Source organism: Catenulispora pinistramenti, from assembly GCF_018274385.1.
Classification (GTDB): Bacteria; Actinomycetota; Actinomycetes; order Streptomycetales; family Catenulisporaceae; genus Catenulispora; species Catenulispora pinistramenti.
In genome coordinates, this window is sequence record NZ_JAAFYZ010000662.1 from 1 (window position 1) to 255 (window position 255).

The following is a 255-nucleotide window of genomic DNA, read 5'->3' on the forward strand; positions in this document are numbered from 1 at the left end:
TGAGGGGTGTAGCGGACCGGTACTAATAGGCCGAGGGCTTGACCACAAAGCTGATTCTTTTAAGCAAGATTCTTGCTGCTCGCATCCACTGTTTAGATCTGAGACCCTTACTGGCTTCAGGGACCGTTACGCGGTTTCTGGCTGGTTGTCTCGTAGTGTTACGGCCGCCATAGCGGTGGGGAAACGCCCGGTCCCATTCCGAACCCGGAAGCTAAGCCCGCCAGCGCCGATGGTACTGCCAGGGGGACCTGGTGG

The 255-nt window shown here is 58.0% G+C and carries 1 rRNA gene; it reads left to right on the forward strand.

Annotation, left to right across the window (positions count from 1 at the left end):
- Positions 1 to 159: 159 nt before the first annotated feature.
- Positions 160 to 255: ribosomal RNA gene (gene rrf, locus KGQ19_RS49060) — 5S ribosomal RNA — on the forward strand; the annotation flags it as partial.